Here is a 21,447-nt window from a genome sequence, read left to right on the forward strand (position 1 = left end):
TGGCATGCACGCAGGTCTTCACGCCGCGGTCTCGTTCGTCGCCACCCACGCCCGGATCCTGGAGCGCCGCCGCCTCGATCACCTGCTCAACGGCGGTCCGGCCGACGCCGTCCTCGCCGCCCTCGACGCCTATCGCAACCCGGACGGCGGTTACGGCTGGGCTCTCGAACCCGACCTGCGCTCGGCCACGAGCCAGCCGGTCGGCGCGATGCACGCCCTCGAAGTGATCGCCGAGACCGGCGATGCGTCTCGCCTCCCGGCGCTGCTCGACTGGCTGGCCGCGCACGCGAACGACGACGGTGGGATGGCTTTCAGCCTGCCGTTCACCGATCAGGAAGGCTGCGCTCCGCACTGGACCGCCGCCGATCCGGCCTCCTCGGTGACGATGACGACGCAGCTCGCCGCTCACGCCCACCGCGCCGGGGCGGGCGATCACCCGTGGCTGCGCGGCGCGACGGCTTGGTGCCTCGACACGATGGAGGCGATCACCGAGGCGCCGCACGCGATCGAGCTGATGTTCTCGATGCTCTTCCTCGACGCGGTGGCCGGCGAGACGCCGCGGGCGACGGCGCTGCTGGAGCGTTACACCGGCTTCGTCCGCCTGGACGGTCCCACCCCGGTCGCCGGGGGCGCCGAGGGCGAGGTCCTCTTCCCCCTCGACTTCACGCCGCACGACGACTCCCCGTCCCGCGCCTATTTCAGCCCGGCCGCGATCGCCGCCGACCGCGAACGCCTGGCCGCCCAGCAACAGCCCGACGGCGGCTGGGACGTGTCCTTCCAGACCTTCAGCCCGGCGGCGGCCCTGGAGTGGCGCGGTTACGCCACCGTGCAGGCGATCACAGTCCTGGGAACCCACTGAGCGGCCCCTTCCACGCGAGGTGACCGTCCGGGCGGACCAGCAACGCCACGCCGCTGTCCTGCTGCGGCGCCGCCACCCGCAGGCGGTCGGCGTACGCACGATAGGAGCCGCCGGTGACCAGCACGTGCTTGCCCTCGCGCAGCGCCTCGTAGAGGCGTTCCCCATCGTGCAGCGGGATGTCGGGCACCCGCGGCGCCTCCGGGTAGCCGATGCCGATCCCGGAGATCACCCCGGTGGCACGACGGGCCACGGCAGGCAGGCTGAGCAGGGCGGACCCGAGGGTGTTGCGGGCCAGCCTCGCCGGTCGCGAGCGCAGCATGGCCATCCGGATCAGGGCGCCACTGCTGCGCAGCACCAGCTTGCCGACCGGATGGCGCTCCTTCTCGTAGGTGTCGAGCAGCCCCTCCGGACCCCACCCCTGCACGGTCGCCGCCAGTTTCCAGGAGAGGTTCGCCGCGTCCTGCAGGCCGGTGTTCATCCCCTGCCCGCCCGCCGGTGAATGCACGTGCGCGGCGTCGCCGGCGAGGAAGACCCGGCCCACCCGGTAGTGCGGGGCCTGCCGTTCGTCACTGTGGAACCGGGACAGCCAGCGCGCCTCGGACAGCCCGAAATCGGTGCCGTGCACGCGCCGGGTCACCTCCCGGAGCTCGTCGATCGAGATCGGAGTGTCGTCGCCGACCTGGTGGCGGCGGTCCCAGGCGAAGACGCGGAACCACCCGTCGCCGAACGGCGCGACCATCGCGAAGGCGTCACCGACCGCGTTGACGGCGAGCACGTCCTCCGGAGGATCCGTCAGGCGCACGTCGGCCAGCATGATCGAGGTGAGCACCGCCTTGCCCGGGAAGGGCAGGCCAAGACTTCGGCGCACGGCGGAGTGCACCCCGTCGGTGCCCACCACGAACGACGCGGTCTGCGTCCGATCGGGGAAGTCGAGCGTCACCCGGTCGGCGTCCTGTCTCAGGCCGGTGAGGCGGGCGCCCCGCACGATGGTCGCGCCGTGCTTGACGGCCCGCTCCTCGAGGGCCCGCTCCACCCGGTATTGCGGGGTGATCAGCAGAAAGGGGAACCGGGACGGCAGCCGCGACAGGTCGAGCCGCACCCTGTCGAACAGGCGCAGGCTGCCGACCCGGGCGCCACCCTGGACGATCTCCTCGGCCAGGCCGCGGGCGTCGAGAATCTCCAGCGTGCGGGCGTGCACGCCGAACGCGCGGGTGAGGTTGGAGGTCTCGGTGCGGCGCTCGTAGACGGTGACCGGGACGCCCGCCTGGGCGAGGTCACCGGCGAGGAGGAGGCCGGTCGGGCCTGCTCCGATGATCGCGACGTTTCCGGTTTGCCAACGCATGTAGGCAAAGATAGGCGTCACTTCGAGATCAAGTCAACGCTCGTTGGCAAACAGATGTTGGCGTATTTTGGGAGCATGCCACGCCGCTCCGACGCCACCAGGGCCGCGATCCTCGCGGCCGCCCGCGAACGCTTCGCCGCCGACGGGTTCGACCGCGCCACGATCCGGGCCATCGCCGCCGACGCACGCATCGATCCGTCGATGGTGATGCGCTACTACGGCAACAAGGACGGCCTGTTCGCGGCCGCCGCCGAGTTCGACCTGCGGCTGCCCGACATGCACGGCGAGCCCGCCGACACCCTCGGTGTCCGGCTGACCGGTCACTTCCTGCACCGCTGGGAGGAGGACGGAACGCTCGTCGCGCTGCTGCGGGCGGCCGTGTCGAACGAGTCGGCGGTCGACCGGCTGCGGGCCGTCTTCGCAGAGCAGATCGGCCCGGTCGCCGCGCGGCACGCCCCCGACCCGGCCGAGGCGCCGACACGCGCCGGCCTGGTCGCCACCCAGATGCTGGGGTTCGCCCTCTGCCGCTATGTGCTGCGCCTGTCACCGGTGGTCGCCCTCGACCGGGACGAGGCGGTGGCCTGGCTGGCGCCGACGATCCAGCGATACCTGACTCTTAACTCTGATGCGGGCGTCCCGTCCCGGCCCTAGTCTCCGGGGATGCCCAGCCGACTGACAGCGCTCCGCTTCGAGGCCGACGACCCCGCACTGCTCGACGCCTTCTGGACGTCGGTGCTCGGCCGGGAGACCCTCGACGGACTCGGTTTCGCGCTCCGCTTCGTGCCCGCCGAGGAGCCCGCGCCGGACCGCAACCAGATGCACTTCGACCTGACCAGCAACCTGTCACCACAGCAGGAGACGGTGGCCCGCGCGCTCGCCCTGGGCGCCCGCCACTGCGACGTCGGCCAGCTCCCGTCGGAACGCCACGTCGTCCTGGCCGACCCGGAGGGGAACGAGTTCTGCGTCGTCGAGGAGGGCAACAGGTTCCTCGCCGGCCAGAGCACGCTCGGCGCCCTCTCCTCGGACGGCACCCGGGCGACCGGTCTCTTCTGGGCCGAGGCCCTCGGCTGGCCGCTGATCTGGGACCAGGACGAGGAGACGGCGATCCGCCCGCCGTCCGGCGGCCCGATCATCAGCTGGGGAGGCCCGCCGCTGATGGACACCAAGGGCCGCACCCGTCTCCACCTCGACCTCTCCGCGGGCGGCGATCAGCAGGCCGAGACGGACCGGCTCCTCGCGCTGGGCGCCACCTTCCTCGACCTCGGCGACGACGGGACGATCCTGGCCGACCCGGACGGCAACGAGTTCCGCCTCCATCCCTGAGCGCCATGAGGCGCCGGAATGTCGTACCCCGCTCTTAGAATCCCGCCATGGCACGAATCGACCGGGCCGGCAGGCTCATCGCGGCGTCACCGGCAGCAGTCTACGAGGCACTCCTCAGCCGCGACGCGCTGGAGAGATGGCTGCCGCCGGAGGGCATGCGCGGCCGGATCGAGCGCTGGGATCCCCGGCCCGGCGGCGGTTTCCGGATGGTGCTGACCTATCTCGACGCCACCGGCAGCCCCGGCAAGTCCTCCGACGCGACCGACGTCGTCGAGGTGGGTTTCGCCGATCTCGTTCCGGCGGAGCGCGTCGTGCAGGAGGCGGTCTTCGAGGCCGGCGATCCGGATTTCGCCGGGACCATGACGATGACCTGGCTCTTAAGACCTTCCCTTCACGGTACGGAGGTGAGCGTCACTGCGACCGGCGTCCCCGCCGGCATCAGTCAGTCCGACCACGAGGAGGGGATCGCCTCCTCGCTGGCCAACCTCGCCTCCTACCTGGAGGAGGTCAGCTGACGATCACCACGTGGACGCGCCAGGATCGCGATCGGCCAGAGGATCAGGACCAGCACGGCCAGCAGCAGATACTCCGCCATCGGCACGCGGAGGACCTCATGGAGGTGGCTCAGGCCCTTCCACGAATAGACGGCCACGACCGCCACGAGATAACCGGCGAAGATCGCCCACCGCGTGCCGGCGCCGAAGCCCAGGCCGTGCATCTGCGTGATCACGAAGACGGCGAGGAAGCCGAAGAGGAACTTGGGCCAGGCACCGTCGAGGCCCGAGTTCATCACGGCCACGAGCGTGCCGTGCACGACGACGAGGAGTTCCAGCGAGACGGTCCACCAGCGGTTCGTGTGCGCGGTCGTGAAGATCAGGCAGCTCTGGAGCAGCAGGAGGAACATGTAGAAGAAGCCGATCAGGTGGCCGCTCGTGGCCTCCATCGGGTGGTACCAGAAGGTGTAGATCGCAGCCCAGCTGAACAGGTACCCGTGGTAGCGGCGGGCGAAGTCGACGACGATGGCCGGGATCGGCGCGCGTTTGCCGGCGACCAGGCCGCGCCGCCGGTTCTCCATGATCAGGACCACGACGAGCAGCAGGACGACCGAGCCCTGCGAGCTGAAGATCGACACGTCCTGGGCGAGGCCGTCGTAGAAGAAGTGCGTCTGGACGGCGTGCAGGCCGATGAATGCGAGATTCACTCCGATGGCGAGCACATTGATCGGCTTCAGGCCGGTGGAGTAGCGGTGGATGCGCGTCTGCGCGTACCAGATGAGGCCCCAGGAAACGATCTGATGGGCCGCATAACCCAGCCACGCCGAGAATCGGGTCCACACCGTCGGCTCGGGCAGCTTCCAGTAATACCAGCTCGCGCCTTGATCGGGCAGTAGCGTCACGCCGTGCAGCGTCTGCCCGACCAGCCACACCAGACCGGTCAGCAGGGCGACCGCCGGAACGCCGTAGATCAGCGCACGTTCGCTGCGCCATGCCGCATCGTTGACCACAGGCAGCAGTATGGCGGATGCTCAGCACGCTGAACAATGAGCCTCTTCAATCTGACGAGGGCCACGCTTGCCGGCGCCGAACCACGGCCCGGCGGCTTGAGGCTCGATGTCGGGTTGAAAACGGCTCACCGGGCGTTCATCGATGGAGGGCGGCGATATGGGCCGGTACCGGCTGCGCGTCAACGGGAAACGCCGGGTGGTCGACGTCCCGGGCGACACGCCGCTGCTCTGGGCGCTGCGCGAGGAACTCGGCCTGACCGGGCCACGCTACGGCTGCGGCGTCGGCGCGTGCGGCGCCTGCGTCTCGCTGATCGACGGCGAGGCGCGGCGGCCCTGCGTCGAGACCGTCGATCAGGTGCGGGACAGCCGGATCACCACGATCGAGGGCCTCGACGATCATCCGGTTCAGCAGGCGTGGCTCGAACTCGACGTGGCGCAGTGCGGGTACTGCCAGCCCGGACAGATCATGACCACGGTCGCCCTCCTGCGCCGGAACGCGGACCCCAGCAGAAGCGACATCGACGACGCCCTCAAGGACAACGTCTGCCGCTGTGGCACCTATCCCCGCATCCGGGCCGCCGTCAGCCGCGCCGCCGAGATCAGCCGAGGCCGGAAATGATCACACGAAGAAGCCTGCTGCGGGGTACGGGCGCGCTCGTCGTCGCGGTTCCGCTGGGCGAGGCGGCGTCACTCTCCGCGATTTCACGGGCCGATTCCTCGTACGAGCCGGAGCACGTGCTCTCTCCGACGGTGTTCGTCCGGGTCGACGCGCGAGGGCGGATCGTCGCCACCGTGCCGAAGCCGGACACCGGGCAGGGCGTCCGTACGATGGCCGCCGTCCTGGTCGCCGAGGAACTCGCTGTCGAGGTCGCCGACGTGGTGCTGGAGCAGGCGCCGGGCGACACGGCACGGTTCGGCCCGCAGACGATCCAGAACTCGACGTCCAGCCGCCAGCTCGCCGAGCCACTCCGCCGGGCAGCCGCCACTGCGCGATGCCTGCTCGTCGAGGCGGCGGCGCGGCGCTGGCAGGTCCCGGCCGCCGCGTGCACGGCCCGCCGCGGGCGCGTGGTCCACCCGGATCACCGGCCGCTCCCCTACCGCGCGCTGGTCGCCGACGCCGTGGCGATCGACCCGTCGGCCGTCCCGGTCACGCTCATCCCGCCCGCCGAGTGGCGCCTCATCGGCCGCACCACCGCGGGCCGCACCGACGCTCCCGCGATCGTCACCGGCCGAGCGAAGTACGGCGTCGAGTCGGCACCGCCCGGCGCCCTGGTGGCCGTGGTCAAACGGCCGCCCTGGATAGGCGCCCAAGTCTCCAAGATCGGCACGCCGGCGACGCAGACCGACGCCAGCACGACGGCGGACGCCAGCACGGCGGGCATCGGCGGCGCGGCGGGCATCGGCGAAGCGGGTGTCGGGGCCGCGGGTGTCAATGGTGCGGGCATCGATGGTGCGGTGACGGTTGTTCCTCTCGTGCCGCCGGGCGGCGGGCAGGGTGGCGTTGCCGTCGTCGCGGGCAGGACTGCTGAGGCGCTCAAGGCCCGGGACGCTCTCCAGGTCGGCTGGACCGGTGGCACTCCCACGGCGGACAGCCGGACCTGGCTGGCCGAACTCGAAGCGGCGCTACCACCGGTGACGACCGCGCACGACGTCGAGCGTGTCTTCCGGCTTCCGCTGCTCGCGCACGCCCCGATGGAACCGATGAACGCCACCGCCCACGTGACCGAGAACGGCATCACGGTCTGGGCGCCGACGCAGGACCCGGGCGGGCTGCGCACGCTGCTGTCCCGTCTGCTGGCCCTGCCCGAATCGCAGATCACGGTCAATCCGGCACTGGCCGGTGGTGGATTCGGGCGGCGGATCGAACCGGATGCCGTCCTCGAGGCGATCGCCTGCTCGAAGGCGGTGAACCGGCCGGTCACCGTGAAGTGGACGCGCGACGACGACACCCGGCACGACTCGTACCGGCCGATGTCGGTGCACCGCCTCGGCGCCACGATCGGAACCGACGGCCTGCCGGTGAGCCGGTTCCACCAGGTGGCGACGTGGCCGCTGACGGTCGTGCCGGTCTTCTCGAACCCGGCGATCGTGAAGGCCAGCGGCGACCACTTCCCGTACGCGGTCCCCGGCGACGTCACCGTCACCCTGCGCCCCGCGCCGCTGCGCACCGGGTTCTGGCGCGCCGTCTACGCCGGCCAGTTCGGCTACGCCGAGGAGTGTTTCCTCAGCGAACTGGCCCGCCGCGGCGGCCACGACCAGGTCGAGTTCCGCCGCCGGCTGCTGCCGCCCGGCTCCCGGCTGGAGAACGTGCTCGACGCGGCGGCGAGCCGGCACGGGTACGCCGACGGCGCCGCCTGCCACCTCGACTACGGCTCCGCGATCGCGATCCTCGTGTCGGCGAGCGGCGGCCGGCCACGACGGGTGACCGCGGCGGTCGACGTCGGTGTCCCCGTGCACCCGTCCGGCGTGAAGGCCCAGGTGGAGGGCGCGATCGTGGACGCCGTCTCGACGGTCCTCGGCGCACAGATCACCGTTCGTGACGGCGCTGTCGTGGAGAGCACGTTCCGTGACTACGCCTGGGCACGGATCGGCGATTGCCCCGACATCGAGGTCGTCGTGGTGCCGTCGGAGGCGCCGATCGGCGGGCTCGGCGAACTGGCCTACCCACCGGCGGCCGCGGCGATCGCCTCGGCGCTGGCAGCGGGCGGTGACCCGGTCACCGGCATGCCCTACGGGACGACTGTAGGTTGATCACCGTGGAAGACGTCGATTCGTGGCCGACCGGCCGCCTGCTCTCCGCCGCCGCCCGCATGGTGGAGGGCCGATTCGACCGCTTCCTGACCGATCTGGATCTGACCCACGCCGGCCTGATCGTGCTGCACCACCTGGACGGCGGGCCGCTCTCGCAACGGGAACTGGCCCGCCTCAGCCGCGTCACCGACCAGACGATGAGCCGCACGATCGAGAAGCTCGACCGCACCGGCCATGTGGGCCGCACCCCCGACCCGGCCGACCGCCGCCGCACCCTCGTCACGATCAGCGACAAGGGCGTCGAGGCACTGACCGCCGCCCGCGACGAGGAGCAGCGCTTCGAACGCGACCTGGGCTACGACACGATCCGTCCCCAGCTGATCGCGCTGATCAGGAAACAGCTCTGACGCCCCGCCGGTAAGGGGACCGGGCGCGGTCAGACGGCCTTGGCGGCGATCGCCGTGTGCGGGCGTCCCGGCCGGCCTCCCTCTCGCTCGTCGCGGTCGATCCCGGTGAAGCCGGCTCGTTCCAGGCGGGCGGCCATCTCGCCGGCGGGCCAGGACCACGCCGTCGTGACCCGGTGATCGAAAGCCGACACCTCGTCGCCGTCGGTGAAGCCGAAGAAGCCGACCACGAGGGTTCCGCCCGGCTTCAAGACCCGCCGGAACTCGGCCAGCACCGCGTCGATCTCGCCGGGCGAACGGTGGATCAGCGAATACCAACTCAAGATCCCGTCCACCTGCGAGACGTCGAGCCGATCCATCGAGCCGACCCGGAAGTCGATCTCCGGTGCTGTCTTCCGGGCGTGGTCGATGAACGCCGGCACCAGATCAATCCCGGTCACATCGGCGCCGAGTGATCGCAGGTAGACGCTCAGGTGGCCCGGCCCGCAGCCCAGATCGAGCACGCGGCCGGACAGGTGCCGCCCGATGAAGGCGAGGTCGTCCGGGTCCACCTTCTCGGGAGTCCCGAACAGCGAGATGTAGAGATCCGAGACGTTCCCGTAGGCCTGCGCCACATCCATCGATACTTCCTACCAGGCCGTCCGGCGCGGGTGATGATCGCCACGGCGCCCCACGCCTCCACGGACCCGGCGCGAACTCTCCTCTTACGAAAGGGTAGGGTCCGCGGTCGTCCACCCGTACCGGAAAGGCTCTTGATCTTGATGAAACCGGCCGTGCTGCGCACTGAGGTCCTGGCCGGCCTCGTCGTGGCGCTCGCGCTGATCCCGGAAGCGATCTCGTTCTCGATCCTCGCGAACGTCGATCCCAAGGTGGGCCTCTTCGCCTCGTTCACGATGGCCGTCACGATCGCGGTCTGCGGCGGCCGACCGGCCATGATCTCCGCGGCCACCGGCGCGATCGCCCTGGTCGTGGCGCCGCTCGCGAAGGAGCACGGCCTCGGCTACCTGACCGCCGCGGTGATCCTCGGCGGCCTCCTGCAGATCGCCCTGGCCGCCGCCGGCGTCGCGAAGCTGATGCGGTTCATCCCGCGCAGCGTCATGGTCGGCTTCGTCAACGCGCTCGCGATCCTGATCTTCACGGCCCAGGTGCCGCACCTGATCGGCGTGCCGTGGCTGGTGTATCCGCTGGTGGCCGTCGCGCTGGCGATCATGGTGTTCCTGCCGCGCGTCACCACCGCCGTCCCCGCGCCGCTCGTCGCGATCGTGCTGCTCACGGCGTTCACGGTGATCACGCACCTGGCCGTGCCGAACGTCGGCGACCAGGGAACACTTCCGGACAGCCTGCCCGTCTTCGGCCTGCCCGACGTGCCGTTCACCATCGATACGCTGCAACTGATCGCGCCCTACGCTCTCGGCATCGCGCTGGTCGGCCTGATGGAGTCGCTGATGACCGCGAAGCTCGTCGACGACGTCACCGACACCCGCTCCGACAAGACCCGCGAATCGTGGGGCCAGGGCGTCGCGAACATCGTCACCGGCTTCTTCGGCGGCATGGGCGGCTGCGCCATGATCGGTCAAACGATGATCAACGTGAAGGCGTCCGGTGCCCGCACCCGGCTCTCCACCTTCCTCGCCGGCGCCTTCCTGCTGATCCTCGTGGTCGCGCTCGGCGACGTGGTCGCACAGATCCCGATGGCCGTCCTCGTCGCCGTCATGGTGATCGTCTCGGTGTCCACTTTTGATTGGCACAGCATCGCGCCCGCGACGCTCAAGCGGATGCCGGCCGGGGAGATCATCGTGATGCTGGTGACCGTGGTGGGCACCCTCGCGACCCACAATCTCGCGGTCGGCGTGGTGCTCGGCGTGCTCACCGCCATGGTCGTCTTCGCCCGCCGCGTCGCGCACTTCACGTCGGTGGAGAAAATCGACAACACTTATCTCGTACGCGGGGAGCTCTTCTTCGCATCGAGTAACGACCTCGTCTACCAGTTCGACTATGCCGGGGATCCGCCGGAGGTCGTCATCGACATGAGCGAGGCGCACGTGTGGGACGCGTCGTCGGTGGCGGCGCTGGACGCGATCGTCACGAAGTACGCGGCCCGCGGCAAGCACGCGTCGATCGTCGGCTTGAACACCGCGAGCGCGGCCCTGCACTCCAGGATGCTGGGCCCCGCGAACCTGCCCGGCAAGCTCGGCGCCGGGCACTGATTTACTGACGTGATGACCGGACGGCACATGCAGATCGGCGAGGCGGCGGAACGGGTCGGGTTGAGCATCCGCACGATCCGCCACTACGAGGAAGCCGGCCTGATCGTGCCGTCCGCCCGCAGCGACGGCGGATTCCGGCTCTACACCGAACCCGACCTCGACCGCCTGCGCGTCGTCAAGCGCATGAAACCGCTCGGCTTCACCCTCGACGAGATGCGCGACCTCCTCGCCGTCCTCGACGACCTGACCGCCGGCACCGGCGACCGCGAATCCCTGCTCGAACGCCTCGCCGGCTACCAGGAGGCCGCCGAGGAGCGCGTCGGCACACTCCGGCGGCAGCTGGCGATGGCCGAGGGTTTCGCCCAGCAGATGCAGGACCACCTGAACCAGCACCGCTAGGGTCGGGGCGTGCAGATCATCGAGGTCCGCCGGTATCCGGTCAAGTCGATGCTCGGCGAGGTGGTACCGGCCGCCGACGTCGGTGAGCGCGGCCTGGACGGCGACCGGCTGTGGGCGGTGCGGGACGAGGACGGCAAGTTCGGCAGCGACAAGAACACGCGCCGGTTCCGCCGGATGCCGGGGCTCTTCGGGTTCCACGCCTCCCGCACGGCGAACGGCTCACCCGACGTCACGCTGCCGGACGGCCGCACGTTCGCCGCCGACGACCCCGCCGGGCACCGGGCCGTCAGCTCGGTGCTCGGCCACGACGTCACCCTCACACCCGAGCAGGCCGTCGCGCACCACGACGAGGGCCCGGTCAGCCTGATCACCACGTCCTCGCTGCGGGCGCTGGCCGCCCTGACCGGCGACGCCGTCGAGCCGCTGCGGTTCCGGGCCAACCTGCTGGTCGACGTACCGGGCAGCGGCTTCGCCGAGGACGACTGGCCCGGCCGCCTGCTGGCGATCGGCCCCGACCTGATCCTCCGCGTGGTCCGCCCACTCACCCGCTGCGTGATGATCGACCTGGCACAGGAGGACCTTCCGGACCGCGGCGACCTGCTCAAACTGCTGGGCCGGCACCACGATCTCACCTTCGGCGTCGTCGCGGCGGTCGAAAGGCCCGGCCGGGTGGCGGCCGGCGACGAGGTCGTCCTGCTCCGCTCCGGCCGGCCACGGTGAGGACGGCCTCACCGTGGCGACGATCGGGTTGTCGCGCGCATGGTGCCGGAGAGGTCCTCGAAGAAGCGGTCGGCAGCCGGGCACCCGGGTGACCGCCAGGCCGAGCCGGCGCGCCGTGCAGCCGGCCCGGTACGGCGCCACCGCCCGCCGGCGAGACCCCTGGCCTGACCTGCTGTCCCGTCTCCGCCGGCACGCCGATCCGGACGTCCGCGAGGCCACCCTCAGCGTGGACACGCTCTAAACCGTACGCGCGTCTTGCTATTCCACGTCGGACTTCGCTAGCGTGGACGGCATGATCCATCACGTGCAGCTGGCCTGTCCGCGCGGTTCGGAGGAGGCGTCCCGCGCCTTCTACTCAGGGGTGCTGGGCCTCGCCGAGAAGCCGAAACCGCCGGCGCTGGCGGCCCGGGGCGGCTGCTGGTTCGCGGGCGGTGGCATCGAACTGCACCTGGGCGTGGAGGACGACTTCCGGCCGGCTCGGAAGGCGCACCCGGGCCTGCTCTGGCCGGACCTCGACGCCCTGGCCGCGCGTCTCACCGATGCCGGTTACCCGGTGACCTGGGGGAACGACGAGCTGCCGGGCCTGCGCCGCTTCCACAGCGAGGACTGCCACGGCAACCGCCTGGAGTTCCTCTCCTGAGACGGTTCTGCTGGGCGCAGATCGGCTTGGTGGAACGCGTCTGACCTGGCGAGACTTCCGGCATGGAACTTCTCACCGAGCTGTACGCGGCCTTCAACCGCCGCGATGTCGACGCTGTGCTCACGGCCATGACGCCCGACGTGGTGTGGCCGAAACGCTGGGAGGGCGGGACGGTTCGCGGCCACGACGCCGTGCGGGACTACTGGACACGGCAGTGGGCGGAGATCGACCCGGCGGTCGAGCCCACCGGGTTCCGGCAGGAGGAGGACGGGCGCGTGGCGGTCGCCGTACGACAAAGGGTCCGGAACCTCGACGGGGAACTGATCGACGATCGGATGGTCGAGCACGTCTATCGGCTGGACGGCGGGCTGGTCGCCGGGATGGAGATCAGGCAGGTGTGACGATCGATGCAGTCGGTGGCGTGGCGCACCACGGGACGGCATTTCCTACTAACTTGGTTCCTACCCGCTCCCCCAGCGACAAGGAACCACCATGGCGAACGCCTTCGATACGCATGACCTGGCCGGCCGGACGCTCGCGAACCGGATCGTGATGGCGCCGATGACGCGCAGCCGGGCGTACGGGCCCGGGCTCAGCCCCACCGATCTGACCGCGACCTACTACGCGCAGCGGGCCGGCGCCGGGCTGATCATCACCGAGGGGACGCAGCCGTCGGTGATCGGGCAGGGCTACACCAACACGCCCGGTCTGCACTCGGAGGAGCAGGTCGCGGCGTGGCGCACGGTCACCGACAAGGTCCACGCCGAGGGTGGCGTCATCTTCGCGCAGCTCATGCACACCGGCCGGATCGGGCACCCGGACATCCTGCCGGACGGGCTGCACCCGGTCGGGCCGTCTCCGGTGGCGCCGGCCGGCAAGCTCTGGACCGACGAGGGCATGAAGGACTTCGTGGCGCCGAAGGAGCTGACCGAGGCGGAGATCCTCGCGACGATCGCCGACTTCGCGTCGGCGGCGCGCAACGCGGTGGCGGCCGGGTTCGACGGCGTGGAGATCCACGGCGCGAACGGCTACCTGGTGCAGCAGTTCCTGTCGTCGAACGCGAACCTGCGCGCCGACGGCTGGGGTGGCTCGGCCGGCGGCCGGATCCGGTTCGGCGTCGAGGTGGCCCGGGCGGTGGCGGCGGCGATCGGCGGCGACCGGGTCGGGTTCCGGATCTCGCCGGCGAACCCGTACAACGACATCGCCGAGGAGAACCCGGACGAGCTGTACACCGCGCTGATCGGCGAACTCGCCACGGTCGGCCTCGCCTATCTGCACGTGGTGGAGAGTCCGGATCGGGACTTCACCCGTACGATCCGCGCCCTGTGGCCGGCCACGCTGATCCTCAACCCGCACACCTACCCGGAGACGACCGGGCCGGAGTCGCTCGCCCTGATCGAGGACGGCACCGCGGATCTGATCGCGTTCGGCGCGCTGTTCCTCTCCAACCCGGACCTGCCGGCCCGCCTCGCCGCCGGTGGGCCGTTCACCCCGCCGGACAAGACCAAGGCGTTCGGCGGCGACCACCGTGGCTACACCGACTACGAGCCGCTTACCGTCTAAGGGTGAAGATGTTCAAGCGGGACGCCGGCCCGAGCGCCCTCGAACGGGAGATCCGGCGTCTCGGCGCGCTGATCGGCGCCGAGGAGAGCGATCTGGTCTCGTTCGAGCACCGCGACGGCGGCCGGCCGTGCGTCGCGGTGGACGAGGACGGCGTCTACCGCTGGTGGGTGACCGAGCGCGGCCGGGAGTTGGAGCACCGGGAGACCCGCGATCGCGACGAGATCCTCTACTGGTCGCTCGCCTACACGACGTGGACGATGGGCGGCGCCTGGGCGCTGCGTCACCCGGTCGCCGGCGAGGAGCAGCGGGTCGCCCGGTGGCGCAAGCAGTTCGAGCTGCTCGGCGTGCTGAATCCGGACTGGCCGTCGCGGTGCCGGGCAGAGTTGATCACCAAGCTTTCACCAGCCCATCTGCCGGAGGGCGGAATCCCTCCGGCAGATGACCGCCGCGATTAGGAGACGGTTCCGCTGATCTCGTTCGGGATCACGTCGAGGGTCACCGAGCCGGTCACCTTCCCGGTCCCGAGGTCGACCTGGTGGACCTTCTTGGTGGCGGGCTCGGTCACGTACGCGTCGGATCCGCGGACGAACAGCGCGGGCCGCGGCTGCTGCCAGTCGAGCGGCTCGGTCCACGCGCCGACGACCGGCCACGAGCTGGTCAGCTTCCCGGTGGCGGGGTCGGTGACGTGCAGCTTGCCGTCGGTGCCGAGGATCAGCGCCTCACCCTTCGGGCCCCGGCCCAGCGAGCGGAAGCTGTAGCTGACCCCGGACGGCATCGGCACGACGCGCAGCGACCTGGTGACCGTGTCGATCAGCGAGAACCGCGTCGGCCGCTCCAGCTCCGCGTCCGGCTCGACCTTGTAGTCGCCGAGCACTACCGGCGAGGCGTCCGAGCCCGCCTGGTTGCCGATCCGGCTGTAGGCGAGACCGCTCTTCACCTTGGCGAACGCGCCGCCGGTGAAGAGCAGCACGCCGTCCTCGCAGCCCAGCGCGACGACCTCGCCCTGCGCCACGGCCTCGCCGTGCACGCCCGGGCACTGCTCGTTGCGGGCGATCTCGGTGCCGTCCTTGTCGAGCGCGATCGCGCCGGTGCGGGCCTCGGCGGTGCCGAGCGTGACGATCAGCGTGCCGTCCGGCAGCTCCACCGCCACACCGTGATGCGGCGTCGCCGCGGTGTACTTCCTGCCCTCCGGCTTGCCGTCCGTCAGCGCCGCCGGGTCGAAGCTGTTCACCTCACCGGTGCCATCGGTGAACAGGATCGTGCGGTCGCCGTGCCGCACGACGTGGCCCGGCTTCGCGCCCGGGTAGGCGATATCGGTCATCTTCCCGGCTGCGGCGTCCAGCACCCGGAAGCCCTCGGCGGTGGAGACGAAGACGCCGGTGTCGTTGCCGGCCGGATTGACCCGGTTGAAGCCGTCGAGCGCGACGGTGTGCGCCACCGTCAGAGCCTCGCCGTCGATGATCTTGATGCCGCCGTCGTAGGTGACGGTCAGCGGCTCCTTCACCTGTGCTTTCTCGGTCGCTTCGGATGACTCGGACGCGCACGCGCCGAGGGTCAGGCTGATGGCCGCGAGGGCGGCCAGTCGCTTCTTCACGGGTTCTCCCTAGTTGTTAACGGTGTTCGTTTTCAGTAAGGCGGGCAAAAAAAATAAGGTCAGGCAGTGAGGCCGTCGATGATCGCCTCAGCGTTGAAGCGCATCATGTCCAGGTAGGTGGCGGCCTCACCGCCGGCCGCACTGACCGATTCCGAATAGAGCCCGACGACGGTCACGGTCAGCCCGGCCTCGTCGGCGAGCACCTCCGCGAGGCGCGCCGGCTGCGCGGTGTCCGCGAAGATCGCCCGCACGTCGTGCTCCCGCACCGCCGTCACCAGCGAGGCGAGATCGGATGCGCTCGGTGACGCGAGTGTCGTGCCGCTCGGGATGATCGTGCCGATCACCCGCAGCTCATAGCGCTCGGCGAGATAGCCGAACACGTGGTGGTTCGTCACGATGACCCGGCGTTCCACCGGGATCTCCGCGAAGCGCTGGGCAAGCCGGGCGTCCAGGTCACTCACTTCCTTCTTGTACGCCGCCGCGCGCGTGCGCATCGCGTCACCGCCGACTCCCGGCACGTGCTCCAGGATGGCGTCACTCAGAACGTCGACCGCCGTGGCCATCCGCAGCGGATCGGTCCAGAAGTGCGGATCCGGCAGCCCTGCCGCATCACCGTCCCGGTATTCCAGGGGTTCGATCCGCGCACCGACCTCGACGGCGGGAACACCCTCCGCGACGGCGGATTCGACATGTCGCAGGACTCCCTCCTCCAGGCCGAGGCCGTTGTAGACGACCAGATCGGCGGTCTGCATCGCGTGCGCCTCACGAGCGGAGATGCCGAACGAATGCGGATCGGCCTCCGGTCTCATCAGCACCGCGACGTTCACGTCGTCGCCGGCGATCTCGCGGACGACGTCGCCGAGGATGTTCGTGGTCACGACGATCTGGACTCGATCCGCCGGTGCGCAGGCGGCGGCGCCGGCCAGCAGCATCGCCAGGACGAGCAGCGCCCTCATCGGCCGACCTCCACGGCGAGATCCGGCCGCTCCACGGTGGTGAACGTACGCGCGGTCCGCAGCCCGTCCCGGTAGTCGATCTCGTGGATGACGCCCGCGCCCGGGTCGGTGAGATAGGCGCGGTTCACGTCCAGCGTCAGCCGCGTGGCGGCGAGCTTCCTCCCGGCCAGCACCTTCCCGGTCGCCAGGTCGTGGCTGCGCAGCGTGCCGTCTGAGCCCAGGACCAGCACCGTGCTGCCGTCGGCAGGCGACGCCGCCGCTCGCACCCCGGCCATCGGGAGATGCCGGGCGGTGGCCTTCGGCGCGTTCAGCGACCAGACACCGTCCTCGCCGGCCACGGCGGCCTCATTGCTCCGAGGGCGGAAACCGAAGGTCCCGCGAGGGATCGACGCGCCGTCCGTGGAGATGACCTCGGCCGCGAGCTCCGGACCCTCCTGCTTCACCCGTACGACATGGGAATCGCACCCGATGAGCGCACCGCCTCGGAGGACCACCCACCCGGCCGGGTCCGTGCAGGGAGCCTCCAGGGCGCCGGTCCGCTTCCCCGCGGCGTCGACCGCGACGATGCGGTCGTCCTGGGCCGCCAGCAGCAGATCCGCATAGGGAACCGCCAATGCCGTAGCGCCGAACCGCGCGAGCTCCCGCATCTCACCGGATTCCAGCGCACGCCGATCGAGCACGACGACGGTTCCATCGGCCGTCCCGATCGCGATGTGGGCGCCGTTCCCGGCCACCGACGTGATGGGCTTCTCCGTCGTCAGGGTGCCGACGGACGCGGCCGGCGCCCGGTAATAGTGGACGTGATCGGTGTGGTCGACCGTCCACACTCCCGCGTCGACGATCTCCAGGGTGCGGTCGCCGTCGGTGAGATAGACGAAACGGCCGTCCTCGGACAGTTCCCGGGCCGTCGTCCGCAGCCCTATCGCCCGGTGTTCGGTGGACGCCAGATCGAGCAGGTGCAGCGTCGTCCCGCCGTCCGACGCATAGGCGATGGCGGATTGCGGTTCGGACAGTTCCTCGGCGCCGGCCACATAGCCGTGCTCGGCTCGCGGTGCGGCCGGTGCTGCGCAGGCCGTCAGGACAAGGGTCAAGGCGGTCACTGTCAGCAACCGGGCGGTGGTCACGAGGTTCCTTTCAGGAGAACGGAGCGCGCCGCCAGGATCACGAAGAACTGGGCGACGGCTGTTGCTGCGATCGTGGCGCCGGCGGCTGTTCCGGCGTACCAGGAGATCCAGAGACCTAGAGCCGTGGCGAAGGAGCCGAGACCGAAACTGGTCACCATGACGGCAGGCAGGCGGCGCGCCACGAGCATGGCCGCCGCGGAGGGCGCGATCAGCATGCCGAACGCCAGGAGCGTGCCGACGACGCTGAACGCGACAGCCATCGTGATCGTGAGCAAGACGAGCATCATGGCGTTCGCGAGACCCGGTCGCAGGCCGAGTGTGCGGGCCTTGCGGGCGTCGAAGGTCAGCGCCAGGAACGGCCGGTGGAAGAGCACCGCGATCACGCCGGTCACCGCCAGCGCGCCGGCGAGGAGCAGCAGGTCGGACGACCGGATCGCCAGGACGTCGCCGAAGAGGAACGCCGTCAGGTCGGTCGCGAACGACCGCGAGTGCGAGACCAGGATGACGCCGGCCGCGAGCATCCCGACGAAGAGCAGGCCGATGCTGGTGTCCCGGCCGAACTCCCGGCTGTTCCGCATCGCGCCGGCCCCGAGCGCCATGGCGAACGCGCTGACCCCGGCACCGACGACGAGGTTGCCGCCGACGATGCTCGCCACCGCGACGCCGGGCAGCATGCCGTGGCTCATCGCCTCGCCGAGGAACGTCATCCCGCGGGCGATCACCCAGACGCCGGCGAGGGCGCAGACGGCGGCCAGGAGCACGCCGCCGATCAGGGCCCGGGCCACGAAGGACACGGTGAAGGGTTCGAGAAGCACGTGAGGCACTATAGTGGAAGTGAAAATCGTTTCCATTAGGGGGTCTTGGATGCTGTCGGCGGTGCGGGTCGGACACGGGTACGGCGGGGTGCCGGTGCTACGGGAAGTGAGCCTTGACGTGCCGGCGGGGACCGTTACGGCGGTGACCGGGCCGAATGGGTCGGGCAAGAGCACCTTGCTGCACGTGCTGGCAGGCGACATATCTCCTAAATCCGGATATGTCGCCCGGACTGGCCGGGTCTCCCTGCTCCCCCAGCGCACCAGCGAGATCGACGCCCTTCCGGTGACCGTCCAGGAGTGCGTCCAGATCGGGCGATTTCAGAGTCGGTGGCCGTGGGCCGGCCGCGCCGACCGCACGGCAGTGTCGGAGATCATGGAACGGCTGGGGCTCACGTCGCTCGGGCGGCGGCGGCTGCGGGAACTCTCCGGCGGCCAGCGGCAGCGAGTGCTGCTCGCGCAGGCGCTGGTGCAGCCGGCGGACGTCTACATCCTCGACGAGCCGACCGTCGCGCTGGACACCGCGAGCCGCGCCCGGGTGCACGAGCTACTCGCCGAACGGGTCGCCGCGGGAGCTGCCGTCGTCCTCGCCAGCCACGACGACGCGGAGGCCGCGCTCGCCGGGGAGAGGGTCTCCTTAGGATAGGGATCATGGCTGGGCCCGCTGCTTCCGTACTGCTGCCGGACGTCCTCACCGCGGAGGGGACGGTGCGTCTGCGCCGCTGGCTCGAGGGGTCGTTCCGCTCCGAGGGCGGCGACTGGTGGACGCCGCACGCGGACACCGGCGCCGGGATGCTGCTGGTCGAGCCGGAGGACTACGAGAGCGACGAGTTCGAGGAGGCGGAGAGCCTGATCGGCGCCCTCGGGTTCCTGCCGGCCACCGAGATCGTCCTGGCCGCCGCGCTGCACCGGCCGGAGAGCCACCGGATGCTCGCCACCACCGCGCTGGAGCTGGCCGTCCTCTACGACGGCTTCGTCGACTTCGACGGCCTGCTCCCGCCGGTCGCCGCCACCCTGCCCGGCCGCCTCTTCACGATCGCCTCCGGCCCGCTCGCGACCGTCGATGACGGCTGGCACGTCGGGGACGCCGAGTTCCTGCGGGCGTGGCTGCGGCACCCCGGGTTCCGCATGGTGAAGTGATGGATCTCAGCTTGGACGAGATCCGGGAGGTGACCGCCTTCGCGGCCGGCGCCGCTGAGGACGTCCTCGGGCTGTTCGAGGCCGCGCACCCGGACGACGAGCGGCCGAGAAGGGCGGTGGCCGCCGCGTGGGAGTTCGCCCGCGGTGGACACCGGGGCAGGCTGCTGCGCGATACGGCCTGGGGTGCGATGAGAGCATCGAAGGAGACCGGCGGCGCTGCCGTCGACGCCGCGTCGGCGGCCATGGCCGCGGCCGGGTCGGCGTACCTGCATCCGCTCGAGAAATCGACTCAGGTCAAGCACATCCTCGGATCGGCCGCCCACGCCGCCCGGGCCCGGGAGGTGGCGGGCGGCGACGCCGGCCTGCGGGAGGCGGCGAAGCGTGCGACGCCGGTCGTCGTCGCGGTGCTGAGGCGGTACCCGGCGGCGCCGGCGGGCGGTGGCCGGGTGGGCGAGCTGATCCGCGAGCTGGACCAGATCCTGCGTCAGTGAGCCTTGCGCGCCCGGAAGGCCACCATGTTCACCCGGTTGCCGCAGCGCACGCTGCAGAACCGCTTCGAGCCGTTCTTCGACAGGTCGATGAAGATGCCGGTGCAGTCGTCGGCGCCGCAGACCCGGAGGCGGTTCGTCTCACCGGTGCGGATCACGTCGATCAGCGCGAGCGCCGCCTCCACCCGGAACCGCTCGGCGAGGGGCGCGTCCGGTTCGGTGGCGTGGATGTGCCAGTCCAAGCCGTCGTGACGGGTCAGATAGGGCAGCGCCTTCGCCTCCCGGAGCATCCGGTTGACCGCCTCGACGGCCGCCTCCTGGTCCAGCGTCCACACCTCCCGTAGCCGGTCACGGGCCGCGCGGACAGCCCGCAGCTCGGCCTCGTCGCGATCGAAGCGGCCGGAGAAGACGAAGCCGCTCATCAATCGTTCCAGTTGCTCCACGGTGGAGAGCTCGTCCTCGCCGGAACGGGACGCGCCGGGCACCGTGTTCGCGAGTGCCACGGCGAACTCCAGCGCCTCCTCCGTGTCAGGGGCGAAAAGCAATTTGACTCCTCACTCAGACCGGCCTAGCGTCAGGGACGAACCTAATTTAACCCATGACAGGGATGGACGCATGAAGCCGCAGACCGTGGGACTCCTCGCCGCCGTCACGTCGGCCGCCACCTTCGGCACATCCGGCGCCTTCATCAAACCCCTGCTCGAATCCGGATGGTCGCCGGCGGCCGCGGTCACCGCCCGCGCGCTGATCGCCGGGCTCCTGCTGCTGCCGTTCGTCCTGGTGTCGCTGCGCGGGCGCTGGGACGCGCTGTGGCGTGGCCGCTGGCGGATCCTCGGCATGGGTGTCATCGCCGTGGCGTTCACCCAGCTCTCCTACTTCGCGGCGATCAGCCGGATCCCGGTGTCGACGGCGCTGCTGGTGGAATACCTGGCACCTCTGCTGCTGGTCCTCTGGGTCTGGGCGACCACCCGGCGGACGCCACGGCCGGCCGTGCTGATCGGATCGGCGCTGGCCGTCGGCGGGCTCGTGCTGGTGATCGGGCCGGGCGCGCTGCAGGCCGTCGACCCGGCCGGCATCATGCTGGCGTTCGCCGCCGCGATCGGCTGCGCCGTCTACTTCGTCGTGGCGGCCCGTCCCGCCGACGGCCTGCCGCCGGTGGCGCTCGCCGGTGTCGGGCTGCTGCTCGGCGGCGCGGTGCTCGGCCTCACCGGGCTGGCCGGGATCGTGCCGATGACTGTCACGTTCGGAGACGTGACGATGCTCGGGACGGTCGCTCCCTGGTATGTGCCGCTCGCCGTCGTGGCCGTCTTCGCCACGGCCATCGCGTACGCCACCGGCATCTTCGGGTCCAGCCTCCTCGGCTCCCGGCTCGCCTCCTTCGTCGGCCTGCTCGAAGTGGTGTTCGCGTCGATCTTCGCCTGGCTGGTCGTCCACGAGTCGCTGACGCCGCTGCAGATGGTCGGTGGCGCGCTGATCCTGGCCGGCATCGCCTCCATCCCGGCCGAGCCGTCAGCGCCCGCCGCGACCGAGCCCTCGCCGGAGCCCGCGGCCGAGGCTCGATCCGCGCCGGTCCTCGCCGACTGATCCGGGACCCCGGCGACCGGCGGCACGGCGAGCAGGT

General features: G+C 70.7%; 27 protein-coding genes. 19 read left to right on the plus strand and 8 right to left on the minus strand.

Translation table 11 applies throughout. The features are described 5' to 3' along the window. The first annotated feature begins 4 nt into the window (after nucleotides 1–4). Nucleotides 5–859 carry a hypothetical protein gene (locus tag EP757_RS31920; protein ID WP_127552124.1) on the plus strand — a complete coding sequence of 285 codons (855 nt, stop codon included), beginning with the start codon at nucleotides 5–7 and terminating at the stop codon, nucleotides 857–859. Here EP757_RS31920 and EP757_RS31925 read toward each other — a convergent pair. After that, nucleotides 837–2,201 carry an FAD-dependent monooxygenase gene (locus EP757_RS31925; protein WP_174262467.1) on the minus strand — a complete coding sequence of 455 codons (1,365 nt, stop codon included), beginning with the start codon at nucleotides 2,199–2,201 and terminating at the stop codon, nucleotides 837–839. The genes EP757_RS31920 and EP757_RS31925 overlap by 23 nt on opposite strands. A gap of 75 nt (nucleotides 2,202–2,276) precedes the next feature. On the opposite strand from EP757_RS31925, the gene EP757_RS31930 reads away from it, so the two are divergent. The 3 genes from EP757_RS31930 to EP757_RS31940 are packed head-to-tail and all read left to right on the plus strand — an operon-like array spanning nucleotide 2,277 to nucleotide 4,039. Further along, the gene (locus EP757_RS31930; RefSeq protein WP_232050102.1) at nucleotides 2,277–2,852 is read left to right on the plus strand and encodes a TetR family transcriptional regulator; all 576 of its coding nucleotides are present in this window, start codon (nucleotides 2,277–2,279) and stop codon (nucleotides 2,850–2,852) included. A 9-nt stretch (nucleotides 2,853–2,861) separates the two neighbouring features. Then, nucleotides 2,862–3,524 carry a VOC family protein gene (locus EP757_RS31935; RefSeq protein ID WP_127552126.1) on the plus strand — a complete coding sequence of 221 codons (663 nt, stop codon included), beginning with the start codon at nucleotides 2,862–2,864 and terminating at the stop codon, nucleotides 3,522–3,524. A gap of 47 nt (nucleotides 3,525–3,571) precedes the next feature. Further along, nucleotides 3,572–4,039, plus strand: a complete 468-nt coding sequence (locus tag EP757_RS31940) for an SRPBCC family protein (protein WP_127552127.1) — start codon at nucleotides 3,572–3,574, stop codon at nucleotides 4,037–4,039. On the opposite strand, the gene EP757_RS31945 is transcribed toward EP757_RS31940, so the two are convergent. Beyond that, nucleotides 4,018–5,028 carry a hypothetical protein gene (locus EP757_RS31945; protein ID WP_127552128.1) on the minus strand — a complete coding sequence of 337 codons (1,011 nt, stop codon included), beginning with the start codon at nucleotides 5,026–5,028 and terminating at the stop codon, nucleotides 4,018–4,020. The genes EP757_RS31940 and EP757_RS31945 overlap by 22 nt on opposite strands. A 142-nt stretch (nucleotides 5,029–5,170) precedes the next feature. On the opposite strand from EP757_RS31945, the gene EP757_RS31950 reads away from it, so the two are divergent. Genes EP757_RS31950 through EP757_RS31960 form a run of 3 tightly spaced genes read left to right on the plus strand, consistent with a single transcriptional unit; the run spans nucleotide 5,171 to nucleotide 8,186 of the window. After that, on the plus strand, nucleotides 5,171–5,647 hold the full coding sequence (locus EP757_RS31950) for a (2Fe-2S)-binding protein (RefSeq protein ID WP_232050103.1): 477 nt from the start codon (nucleotides 5,171–5,173) through the stop codon (nucleotides 5,645–5,647). Beyond that, nucleotides 5,644–7,779 carry a molybdopterin cofactor-binding domain-containing protein gene (locus EP757_RS31955; RefSeq protein ID WP_127552129.1) on the plus strand — a complete coding sequence of 712 codons (2,136 nt, stop codon included), beginning with the start codon at nucleotides 5,644–5,646 and terminating at the stop codon, nucleotides 7,777–7,779. Before EP757_RS31950 ends, EP757_RS31955 begins: the two co-directional genes overlap by 4 nt. Before the next feature lie 5 nt (nucleotides 7,780–7,784). Next, nucleotides 7,785–8,186, plus strand: coding sequence for a MarR family winged helix-turn-helix transcriptional regulator (locus EP757_RS31960; protein WP_127552130.1), 402 nt, complete (start codon nucleotides 7,785–7,787; stop codon nucleotides 8,184–8,186). 29 nt (nucleotides 8,187–8,215) lie between these two features. Here EP757_RS31960 and EP757_RS31965 read toward each other — a convergent pair whose 3' ends face one another. Beyond that, complete coding sequence (locus EP757_RS31965) at nucleotides 8,216–8,803, minus strand: bifunctional 2-polyprenyl-6-hydroxyphenol methylase/3-demethylubiquinol 3-O-methyltransferase UbiG (protein ID WP_127552131.1); 588 nt, start codon at nucleotides 8,801–8,803, stop codon at nucleotides 8,216–8,218. A gap of 141 nt (nucleotides 8,804–8,944) precedes the next feature. On the opposite strand from EP757_RS31965, the gene EP757_RS31970 reads away from it, so the two are divergent. The 8 genes from EP757_RS31970 (at nucleotide 8,945) to EP757_RS32000 (ending at nucleotide 14,167) form a co-directional block, all read left to right on the plus strand. Further along, on the plus strand, nucleotides 8,945–10,390 hold the full coding sequence (locus EP757_RS31970) for a SulP family inorganic anion transporter (protein WP_127554533.1): 1,446 nt from the start codon (nucleotides 8,945–8,947) through the stop codon (nucleotides 10,388–10,390). A gap of 12 nt (nucleotides 10,391–10,402) precedes the next feature. Further along, nucleotides 10,403–10,789: a MerR family transcriptional regulator gene (locus EP757_RS31975; RefSeq protein ID WP_232050104.1), complete on the plus strand. Its 387-nt coding sequence runs from the start codon at nucleotides 10,403–10,405 to the stop codon at nucleotides 10,787–10,789. 9 nt (nucleotides 10,790–10,798) lie between these two features. Continuing rightward, a complete protein-coding gene (locus EP757_RS31980) occupies nucleotides 10,799–11,509 on the plus strand; it encodes an MOSC domain-containing protein (protein WP_127552132.1) in 711 nt (236 codons plus the stop codon). Between the two features lie 88 nt (nucleotides 11,510–11,597). Next, nucleotides 11,598–11,750, plus strand: a complete 153-nt coding sequence (locus EP757_RS43020; RefSeq protein WP_160165940.1) for a hypothetical protein — start codon at nucleotides 11,598–11,600, stop codon at nucleotides 11,748–11,750. 51 nt (nucleotides 11,751–11,801) lie between these two features. Further along, nucleotides 11,802–12,149, plus strand: a complete 348-nt coding sequence (locus EP757_RS31985) for a VOC family protein (protein ID WP_127552133.1) — start codon at nucleotides 11,802–11,804, stop codon at nucleotides 12,147–12,149. 62 nt (nucleotides 12,150–12,211) lie between these two features. Beyond that, nucleotides 12,212–12,550: a nuclear transport factor 2 family protein gene (locus tag EP757_RS31990; RefSeq protein ID WP_127552134.1), complete on the plus strand. Its 339-nt coding sequence runs from the start codon at nucleotides 12,212–12,214 to the stop codon at nucleotides 12,548–12,550. A 91-nt stretch (nucleotides 12,551–12,641) separates the two neighbouring features. Continuing rightward, entirely contained in the window at nucleotides 12,642–13,712 is a 1,071-nt protein-coding gene (locus EP757_RS31995) for an alkene reductase (protein ID WP_127552135.1), read from the plus strand. Between the two features lie 8 nt (nucleotides 13,713–13,720). Continuing rightward, entirely contained in the window at nucleotides 13,721–14,167 is a 447-nt protein-coding gene (locus EP757_RS32000) for an Imm63 family immunity protein (protein WP_232050732.1), read from the plus strand. Here EP757_RS32000 and aztD read toward each other — a convergent pair. From aztD to aztB, 4 genes are read right to left on the minus strand one after another with little or no spacing between them, the layout of a single operon-like run. Further along, complete coding sequence (aztD, locus tag EP757_RS32005) at nucleotides 14,164–15,306, minus strand: zinc metallochaperone AztD (RefSeq protein WP_127552137.1); 1,143 nt, start codon at nucleotides 15,304–15,306, stop codon at nucleotides 14,164–14,166. The genes EP757_RS32000 and aztD overlap by 4 nt on opposite strands. Before the next feature lie 59 nt (nucleotides 15,307–15,365). Next, nucleotides 15,366–16,262 carry a zinc ABC transporter substrate-binding protein AztC gene (aztC, locus tag EP757_RS32010; RefSeq protein WP_127552138.1) on the minus strand — a complete coding sequence of 299 codons (897 nt, stop codon included), beginning with the start codon at nucleotides 16,260–16,262 and terminating at the stop codon, nucleotides 15,366–15,368. Then, nucleotides 16,259–17,362: a hypothetical protein gene (locus EP757_RS32015; RefSeq protein ID WP_370457875.1), complete on the minus strand. Its 1,104-nt coding sequence runs from the start codon at nucleotides 17,360–17,362 to the stop codon at nucleotides 16,259–16,261. Before EP757_RS32015 ends, aztC begins: the two co-directional genes overlap by 4 nt. A 20-nt stretch (nucleotides 17,363–17,382) precedes the next feature. After that, nucleotides 17,383–18,201, minus strand: a complete 819-nt coding sequence (gene aztB, locus EP757_RS32020; protein ID WP_232050105.1) for a zinc ABC transporter permease AztB — start codon at nucleotides 18,199–18,201, stop codon at nucleotides 17,383–17,385. Nucleotides 18,202–18,250: 49 nt separating this feature from the next. On the opposite strand from aztB, the gene aztA reads away from it, so the two are divergent. From aztA to EP757_RS32035, 3 genes are read left to right on the plus strand one after another with little or no spacing between them, the layout of a single operon-like run. After that, nucleotides 18,251–18,844: a zinc ABC transporter ATP-binding protein AztA gene (aztA, locus tag EP757_RS32025; protein ID WP_255435232.1), complete on the plus strand. Its 594-nt coding sequence runs from the start codon at nucleotides 18,251–18,253 to the stop codon at nucleotides 18,842–18,844. A gap of 5 nt (nucleotides 18,845–18,849) precedes the next feature. Further along, on the plus strand, nucleotides 18,850–19,338 hold the full coding sequence (locus EP757_RS32030) for a DUF6368 family protein (RefSeq protein ID WP_127552141.1): 489 nt from the start codon (nucleotides 18,850–18,852) through the stop codon (nucleotides 19,336–19,338). After that, the gene (locus tag EP757_RS32035; protein WP_127552142.1) at nucleotides 19,338–19,829 is read left to right on the plus strand and encodes a putative immunity protein; all 492 of its coding nucleotides are present in this window, start codon (nucleotides 19,338–19,340) and stop codon (nucleotides 19,827–19,829) included. The genes EP757_RS32030 and EP757_RS32035 overlap by 1 nt, the downstream gene beginning before the upstream one ends. Here the strand turns inward: EP757_RS32035 and EP757_RS32040 are convergent. After that, complete coding sequence (locus EP757_RS32040) at nucleotides 19,823–20,371, minus strand: CGNR zinc finger domain-containing protein (protein ID WP_127552143.1); 549 nt, start codon at nucleotides 20,369–20,371, stop codon at nucleotides 19,823–19,825. The genes EP757_RS32035 and EP757_RS32040 overlap by 7 nt on opposite strands. A 70-nt stretch (nucleotides 20,372–20,441) precedes the next feature. Between EP757_RS32040 and EP757_RS32045 the strand changes: the two genes are divergently transcribed. Then, a complete protein-coding gene (locus EP757_RS32045; protein WP_127552144.1) occupies nucleotides 20,442–21,410 on the plus strand; it encodes a DMT family transporter in 969 nt (322 codons plus the stop codon). Nucleotides 21,411–21,447: the final 37 nt, after the last annotated feature.

The organism is Actinoplanes sp. OR16 (assembly GCF_004001265.1).
Classification (GTDB): Bacteria; Actinomycetota; Actinomycetes; order Mycobacteriales; family Micromonosporaceae; genus Actinoplanes.